The following is a 7,707-nucleotide window of genomic DNA, read 5'->3' as shown; positions in this document are numbered from 1 at the left end:
CCACCTCATGGGGGCGGCTCTCGGCCGCCGAGACGCTGTTCCCCGCCGAGGAAGTCGAGCACGGCATTCACGGCGGCGCCGTCGAGACCTCGATCATGCTGGCGCGATACCATGCGCAGGTGAAACGCGAGGCGCTCGCCGATTTCCGTGCCTCGACCATCGACATGAAAAAGAACTTTCGCTGGCTGTCCGCCCAGCGCCCGGCGCCCTTTGCCTGGCAGACCCAGGACCTGCATCCGAGCGGGGCCGTGGGCAATGCCACGCTGGCGTCGTCCGAGAAAGGCGAGCGCCTGATCGAACAGGGCGCCAAGGCTTTCTGCGAACTGCTCGACGACGTCGACCGGTTCGACCTGAAGCTTCTGTCCAACCGCCCGCAAGCCTGATCACTACCGGCGCTACTTGGCAGCGCCCCGTTCCGCCGATCCTTGACATAGGATAGGGGGGTATCCTATGAGGCAGCCATGTCGCACACCATCAAGGAAAAGAAGAAGCTGCTCGCGCGGGTCGGTCGTATCCGCGGCCAGGTCGAGGCGATCGAACGGGCGCTGATCGAAGAGACCGAATGCGAGCGCATCATGCACATGATCGCGGGCATTCGCGGCAGTGTCGCCGGGCTGATGGCGGAGGTGGTCGAGGATCATATCCGGACCCACCTGGTTGACCCCGGCAGGAATCCCGGTGCGCTTAATGCCGAGGCGGCCGATCAATTGATCGACGTGGTCCACACCTACCTGAAGTGAGGCAAACATGACCGAGCCGGGCCCCGCCCTTGAACTCTGGGAGCACGACCACGTGTTTCTCGGCCGCGACCACGCGCGCGCCGAACGGCGAACCTGGGCGGTCATTGTTCTCTGCCTTATGATGATGGTGGCCGAAATCGTTGGCGGCGCCTTGTTCGGCTCACTGGCGCTGATCGCGGACGGCCTGCATATGTCGACCCATGCCGGTGCGCTACTGCTGGCCGCGCTGGCCTACACCTACGCCCGCCGTTATGCCTCCGATGCCAGCTTCACTTTCGGAACCGGCAAGTTTGGCGACCTCGCCGGCTATTCCAGCGCCATTGTGCTGGCGATGATCGCGCTCCTGATCGCCTACGAGGCCATCACGCGTTTCCTCGATCCGGTCCCGATCGCGTTCAACGAGGCGATTCCGATCGCCGCACTCGGGCTGCTCGTCAATGTTGCCAGCGCCTGGCTGCTTTCCGGCGGCCACGATCATGGGCATGGTCACGCGCACCATCATGCGCATCACCATGACCACGACCATGATCACGACCATCCGCACGATCATGATCACGACGATCATCACCATCACGACAGCCATGATCACGCGGACGAGAGGCATCATCGCGACAACAACATGCGCGCCGCCGTCGTTCACGTGATGGCGGATGCTGCGGTCTCGGTGCTGGTCATTATCGGCCTCTTGCTGGCACGCGCGTTCGGCTGGCTCTGGATGGACCCGCTCGCAGGCTTGATCGGCGCGCTGGTGATCGCGAGCTGGTCGGTCGGCCTCCTGCGCGATACCGGCGCTATCCTGCTTGACCGGATGCCCGATCCCGCCTTGGCAGCGAAGATCAGAGCGGCGATCGCAAGCGAGGGCGACCGCATCATCGACCTTCACCTCTGGCGGCTGGGACCGGGCCATCTTGGCGCCATCGTTTCGGTCGCGACGCCCGGCCAGCGCCAGGCGGCTCACTACCGCAAGCGACTGGCACGCTTTGAAGGTCTCTCGCACGTCACCGTCGAAGTCCACCACCTCTCGGAAATCAGCGGTTGACAGCCGATGGAACCGGGCGTAGGTGCCGCTCGTCACTGTTACATGAATGTCAAACAAATCCTTCAATCCTGACAAAACGGATATGGGTAGTACCACCTTCGGCGACGTCGTCCCGTCGGTATCAGGGCATGCGTCGCCGGCAACATTCAGAATCGATCGCGCTGGCTTTCGCCACGTGAGAATGGACGGCCGCACCTAGGCCGGCTGTCGCTCACCGGCCTGCCGCGTGAATCGCGGACGTGGAGGCGAGCGATGTTCGACAAGAACAGCCCAACAATTCCGCCGTGCCTGTCGGGTGCGCGCGCTTGGCCATGCCCAGATCGGCGACGCTGGAGCGGGGTGTGGCCGTGATCACGTCGATCGAACAGACCGCGCTCAACCTCGCCGTTGCGACGTTGCTCGGCGCCTGCATCGGATTCGAACGGCAGTGGCGGCAGCGAATGGCGGGCTTGCGCACCAACACGCTGGTTGCGATCGGCGCGGCGAGCTTCGTCGTGTTCGAAAGCCTGTTTCCCAACGACGGAAGTCCGACCCGCGTCGCCGCCCAAGTCGTCTCCGGCATCGGCTTTCTCGGCGCCGGCATCATCTTCCGCGAAGGACTCCAGGTCAGCGGCCTCAACACCGCGGCGACGCTGTGGTGCTCGGCGGCGGTCGGGCTGCTCGCCGGCAGCGGCCATCCGCTGCACGCGACTGCCGCGACGGCCTTCGTCGTCCTGGTCAATCTGACGCTGCGGCCGGTGGTCCGGCTCATCAACCAGCAGCCGATCGTACAGACGGAGACCGATTTCCGCTACAGCGTGCGCGTGGTCTGCCGGAGCCCCGAAGAGGCCCACATCCGCGCGCTGCTGTTGCAGAGCACCGGCAACGGTCAACTCAGCCTGCGTCAGCTCGACAGCAACGATATCGAGGAAGCCGGACGCGTCGAGGTGACGGCGCTGCTCACCTCGCAGGCCAAGAACGATGCCGTGCTCGAACAGGTGGTCGGCCGCCTCAGCCTTGAGCCGACCGTTTCGGCGGCGAGCTGGAGCGTCGCGCCGGTTCTGGAATAACGGGTCGCATGAGAGGCAGTACGCATGACGCTGAATGACATTCTAACGCCAAGGCTCGGGCAGGCGCTTCGGCCGAACGTCTTCGACGTGGTCGCGCTCATCCTCGTCACCGGCGCGATGGTGCTGATCGTCTATGGCGGCGAGCAGACCACGCTGCCGCTGTCGGCGCTCGACGCCTCGCCGGTGTCGCTCGACCCGATCCACCTGCCGTTCTACGCCTTGCGCACCACCATGCGCATGCTGCTCGCGATCGTGTGCTCGATCGTCTTCACGCTGGTTTATGCCACGCTCGCCGCCAAGAGCCGCCGCGCCGAGATGGTGCTAATTCCGCTGCTCGATATTCTTCAGTCGGTGCCGATCCTGGGCTTTCTCACCTTTACCGTCGCCTTCTTTCTGAACCTGTTTCCGGGACAGGTATTCGGCGCCGAACTTGCCTGCGTGTTTGCGATCTTCACCAGCCAGGCCTGGAACATGACGTTCAGCCTGTACCAGTCGATCCGCAACGTGCCCAAGGACCTCGACGAGGCCTCCAAGAGCTTTCATCTGTCGCCATGGCAGCGGTTCTGGCGGCTCGATGTGCCCTTCGCGATGCCCGGCCTGATCTGGAACACGATGATGTCGATGTCCGGCGGGTGGTTCTTCGTTGTGGCCTCGGAGGCGATCACCGTCGGCAACACCACGGTTACCCTGCCCGGCATCGGCTCCTATGTCGCGCTCGGAATCGAAAAGCAAAACCTGCCGGCGATCGGCTATGCGATCCTGACCATGCTGCTCGTGATCATCGCCTATGATCAGTTTCTGTTTCGTCCCGTGGTGGCCTGGGCCGACAAGTTCCGCTTCGAGCAGACCGCCTCTGGGGAACCGCCGACCTCGTGGATGCTCGACCTGTTTCGTCGCACGCGCGCCCTGCGGGCGATCACCGCTCCGTTCGCTGCGACGAATAAGGTATTTTCGAATCTGCGGGTGAGGCTGCCCAAGGGACTGCGGCTGTCGTTCAGCTCGGGCGCTTCATCGCGCGTGATCGATGCGCTCTGGCTGGCGGTGATCGCGGTGGCAACATCTTATGCGGCCTGGCGCGCCTTCCGATTCATGTCGGCGACGCTGAACCTGTCGGACGTCTTCACCGCCATCGGCGACGGCTTTCTCACGCTTGCGCGGGTCGTCGTGCTGATTTCGCTGGCCTCGCTGATCTGGGTGCCGATCGGCGTCTGGATCGGACTTCGGCCCAAACTCGCCGAACGCGTGCAGCCGCTGGCGCAGTTTCTGGCCGCCTTTCCGGCCAATCTCGCTTTTCCGGTCTTCGTTGCGATCATCGTCCGCTACGGCCTCGACGCCAACGTCTGGCTCAGCCCGCTGATGATCCTCGGGACCCAGTGGTACATCCTGTTCAACGTCATCGCCGGTGCCAGCGCCTTTCCGACCGACTTGCGGGAGGCCGCCGGCAGCTTTCATCTCAAGGGATGGCGGTGGTGGGTGAAGGCGATCCTGCCGGGCATCTTCCCTTATTACATCACGGGCGCCATCACCGCCTCGGGCGGATCCTGGAATGCCTCGATCGTCGCGGAAGTCGCAAGCTGGGGTAATACCCACCTGACAGCCAGGGGACTGGGTTCCTATATAGCGCAGGCCACCGAAGCCGGCGATTTCCCGCGCGTCGTGCTCGGCATCGTCGTGATGTGCGTCCTCGTCACCTTGTTCAATCGTCTGCTCTGGAGGCCGCTCTATGCCTTCGGAGAACGCCGCCTTCGCCTCGGATAAGGAAAGTCCCATGCTCGATACGCAAGCCAATCTGCTCGATATCCGTGGCGTCTGCCGCTCCTTCCCAAAAGGAAGCGGCGAGGAAATCCTGGTCCTTGAAAAGGTCGACCTGACGATCCGTTCCGGCGAAATCGTCGGGCTGCTCGGCCGCTCCGGATCGGGCAAATCGACGTTGCTCCGCATCATTGCGGGCCTGGTGACGCCGTCGGCAGGCGATGCCAAATGCCGGGGCGAGACCATCGCCGGCCCCCCGAACGGCGTCTCCATGGTGTTCCAGTCCTTCGCGCTGTTTCCCTGGCTGACGGTGCTGCAAAATGTCGAGCTCGGCCTTGAAGCGCTGGGCGTCGACAGCGCCGAGCGCCGCAAGCGGGCGCTGGCGGCCATCGACCTGATCGGTCTGGACGGGTTTGAATCCGCCTATCCGAAGGAGTTGTCGGGCGGCATGCGGCAGCGAGTCGGCTTCGCGCGCGCGCTGGTCGTGCATCCGGACTTGCTGTTGATGGACGAGCCGTTCTCGGCGCTGGATGTCTTGACGGCCGAGACGCTGCGCACCGACCTGATCGACCTCTGGATCGAAGGCCGCCTGCCGATCAAATCGGTATTGATGGTGACGCACAACATCGAGGAAGCGGTCTTGATGTGCGATCGCATTCTGGTGTTTTCCTCCAATCCTGGCCGCGTCGCCGGCGAGATCAAGGTCGACTTTGCGCATCCGCGTAACCGCCTCGACCCGGCCTTCCGGCAATTGGTCGACAGCATCTACGCCCGCATGACCCAGCGGCCCGAACCGAAGGCCCCCGCGATCGAAGGTATTCCGGGCACCGGCGTCGGCATGATCCTCAACCATGTCTCGTCCAACCTGCTCTCGGGCCTGATCGAGACGCTGGCGGCCCCGCCCTATAACGGACATGCCGACTTGCCGGTGCTTGCAGGCCACCTGCAACTCGAGGCGGACGAATTGTTCCACCTCGGCGAATCCCTGCAACTGCTGCGCTTTGCGCAGCTCAGCGAAGGCGACCTGATGCTGACCGATGCCGGCAAGCGGTTCGCCACCATGGAGACCGACGCGCGCAAACGGCTGTTTGCCGAGCATATGACCACCTACGTGCCGGTGGTCGGTCTGATCAAGCGCGTGCTGGACGAGCGGCCCTCGCATGCCGCGCCCGAGGCGCGGTTCCGGGTCGAGCTGGAGGATTATATGAGCGAGGGCGCGGCCGACGAGACGCTGAAGACGATCATCTCCTGGGGGCGTTACGCCGAGCTGTTCGCCTACGACGAGCAGTCCGAAACCTTCAGCCTGGAAAATCCGCACTAGCCCCGGCCGTCGTCGCCCGGCTTGACCGGGTGACCCGGTATTCCAGAGACGCCTGAGCGGATCGGAAATTCGCGGCGTACTGGATACCCCGCTTTCGCGGGGTATGACGGGCGGTAAAGCGGGCGCCCGCTACATCACCGGCGCAAAGCTGTCCGCGCGCGCCATCGCCCAGGCGTCCGCGAAGCGCGGATCGCTGGTGCCGTCGATCAATTCGCCCGGCCGCAACGACGGATAAAGTCTGGCGAAAGTCTGCACCTCGGTGGTCGAGGTCCGCTGCGAAAAATGGATCGGCCGCAGGTCCTGCGGATGATCGAGGCCCGCGGCGGCAAGCAACTCGGCCAATGCATGCAGCGTCGCGTGGTGATAATTGTAGACCCGCTCGATCTTGTGCGGGACGACCAAAGCACGGTTGCGCGAGGGGTCCTGCGTCGTCACCCCGGTCGGACAACGGTCGGTGTGGCAGCTCAGGGACTGGATGCAGCCGAGCGCGAACATGAAGCCGCGCGCGGAATTGCACCAGTCGGCCCCGATCGCCATCGCGCGCGCCATGTCGAAGGCGGTCGCGATCTTGCCGGAGGCGCCGATGCGGATACGATTGCGCGCATTGATGCCGACCAGCGCGTTATGGACGAAATTGACACCCTCACGCATCGGCATGCCCATGTGATCCATGAATTCGAGCGGGGCCGCGCCGGTGCCGCCTTCATTGCCATCGACGACGATGAAATCGGGATAGATCCCGCTCTCCAGCATCGCCTTGCAAATCGCCAGGAACTCCCAGGGATGACCGACGCAGAGCTTGAAGCCGGCCGGCTTGCCGCCTGACAATTCTCGCATCTCGGCGATGAAAGCCATCATCTGAAGCGGCGTGGAAAACGCCCGATGCGTCGCCGGCGAGATGCAATCCTCGCCCATGGCAACGCCGCGGATCCGCGAAATTTCTTCCGAGACCTTGGCCGCCGGCAGCACCCCGCCATGGCCCGGCTTGGCGCCCTGGCTGACCTTGAGTTCCACCATCTTGATCTGATCGTCGGCGGCAATGCGGGCAAACTCGTCCGGGTCGAAGCTGCCGTCGCGATGGCGGCAGCCGAAATAGCCGGAGCCGATTTCCCAGATGATGTCGCCGCCATTTTCGCGGTGATAGGGGCTGACCCCGCCCTCGCCGGTGTCGTGCGCGAAGCCGCCCTTCTTGGCGCCCGCATTGAGCGCGCGCACCGCGTTGGGGCTCAGCGCGCCAAAGCTCATCGCCGAGATGTTGAACACCGATGCGGAATAAGGCTTGCTGCAATCCGGCCCGCCGATGGTGATGCGGAATTTCTGGTTCTCATGAACCTTCGGCGCCACCGAATGGTGAATCCATTCGTAGCCCTCGTGATAAACGTCCTCCTGAGTGCCGAATGGCCGCTTGTCGAGCACCATCTTGGCGCGTTGATAGACCACCGCGCGGGTATCACGCGAGAACGGCATGCCGTCCTTCTCGCTCTCGAAAAAGTACTGCCGCATCTCGGGACGGATTTCCTCGAGCAGGAAGCGCAAGTGCGCCGAGATCGGATAGTTGCGCAACACCGCGTGGCTCTTCTGCGTCAGGTCGCGAATGCCGAGCAGCGTGAGCGCGGCGAAGATCACAAGCGGTATGAGAATCAGGTCGAACGCCTTGTGATCGACGATACCGATGCCGAGCAGCAGCGCCGTCACCACAGCGCAGATCGTCAGAACGATGAAACGCGGCGAGAACGGCAGCATCAATGTTTCCATGGGGCCCTCGAACGGATTTGCCGACCGAACCACGATATCGGCGGCAACGGT

Annotated in this window: 7 protein-coding genes; 6 read left to right on the top strand and 1 reads right to left on the bottom strand. The window is 63.7% G+C overall.

Annotation, left to right across the window (positions count from 1 at the left end; genetic code table 11):
- From VFL62_RS09200 to VFL62_RS09175, 6 genes are all read left to right on the top strand, one after another.
- Window positions 1-383, top strand: a 383-nt coding sequence (locus tag VFL62_RS09200) for a creatininase family protein (RefSeq protein ID WP_325172060.1), incomplete at its 5' end; no start/stop codon positions are given.
- Window positions 384-461: 78 nt separating this feature from the next.
- Entirely contained in the window at window positions 462-740 is a 279-nt protein-coding gene (locus VFL62_RS09195; protein WP_325172059.1) for a metal/formaldehyde-sensitive transcriptional repressor, read from the top strand.
- Between the two features lie 7 nt (window positions 741-747).
- Window positions 748-1,779: a CDF family Co(II)/Ni(II) efflux transporter DmeF gene (gene dmeF / locus VFL62_RS09190; protein WP_325172058.1), complete on the top strand. Its 1,032-nt coding sequence runs from the start codon at window positions 748-750 to the stop codon at window positions 1,777-1,779.
- 311 nt (window positions 1,780-2,090) lie between these two features.
- Window positions 2,091-2,828, top strand: a complete 738-nt coding sequence (locus VFL62_RS09185; RefSeq protein WP_325172057.1) for an MgtC/SapB family protein — start codon at window positions 2,091-2,093, stop codon at window positions 2,826-2,828.
- A gap of 24 nt (window positions 2,829-2,852) precedes the next feature.
- On the top strand, window positions 2,853-4,586 hold the full coding sequence (locus tag VFL62_RS09180) for an ABC transporter permease subunit (RefSeq protein WP_325172056.1): 1,734 nt from the start codon (window positions 2,853-2,855) through the stop codon (window positions 4,584-4,586).
- Between the two features lie 10 nt (window positions 4,587-4,596).
- Window positions 4,597-5,901 (top strand): nitrate/sulfonate/bicarbonate ABC transporter ATP-binding protein, encoded by a 1,305-nt coding sequence (locus VFL62_RS09175; protein ID WP_325172055.1) that lies wholly within the window; start codon window positions 4,597-4,599, stop codon window positions 5,899-5,901.
- Between the two features lie 129 nt (window positions 5,902-6,030).
- Here the strand turns inward: VFL62_RS09175 and VFL62_RS09170 are convergent, their stop codons facing one another.
- On the bottom strand, window positions 6,031-7,656 hold the full coding sequence (locus VFL62_RS09170) for an FMN-binding glutamate synthase family protein (RefSeq protein ID WP_325172061.1): 1,626 nt from the start codon (window positions 7,654-7,656) through the stop codon (window positions 6,031-6,033).
- Window positions 7,657-7,707: the final 51 nt, after the last annotated feature.

Origin of the sequence: Bradyrhizobium sp. (assembly GCF_035701725.1) — a bacterium.
Classification (GTDB): domain Bacteria; phylum Pseudomonadota; class Alphaproteobacteria; order Rhizobiales; family Xanthobacteraceae; genus Bradyrhizobium.
This window is presented reverse-complemented; position numbering and strand designations above follow the sequence as displayed.

Coding starts and splice junctions, on each gene's coding strand:
- VFL62_RS09180 (WP_325172056.1), top strand. CDS start 2,853: ATGACGCTGAATGACATTCTAACGCCAAGGCTCGGGCAGGCGCTTCGG.
- VFL62_RS09175 (WP_325172055.1), top strand. CDS start 4,597: ATGCTCGATACGCAAGCCAATCTGCTCGATATCCGTGGCGTCTGCCGC.
- dmeF (WP_325172058.1), top strand. CDS start 748: ATGACCGAGCCGGGCCCCGCCCTTGAACTCTGGGAGCACGACCACGTG.
- VFL62_RS09185 (WP_325172057.1), top strand. CDS start 2,091: ATGCCCAGATCGGCGACGCTGGAGCGGGGTGTGGCCGTGATCACGTCG.
- VFL62_RS09170 (WP_325172061.1), bottom strand. CDS start 7,656: ATGGAAACATTGATGCTGCCGTTCTCGCCGCGTTTCATCGTTCTGACG.
- VFL62_RS09195 (WP_325172059.1), top strand. CDS start 462: ATGTCGCACACCATCAAGGAAAAGAAGAAGCTGCTCGCGCGGGTCGGT.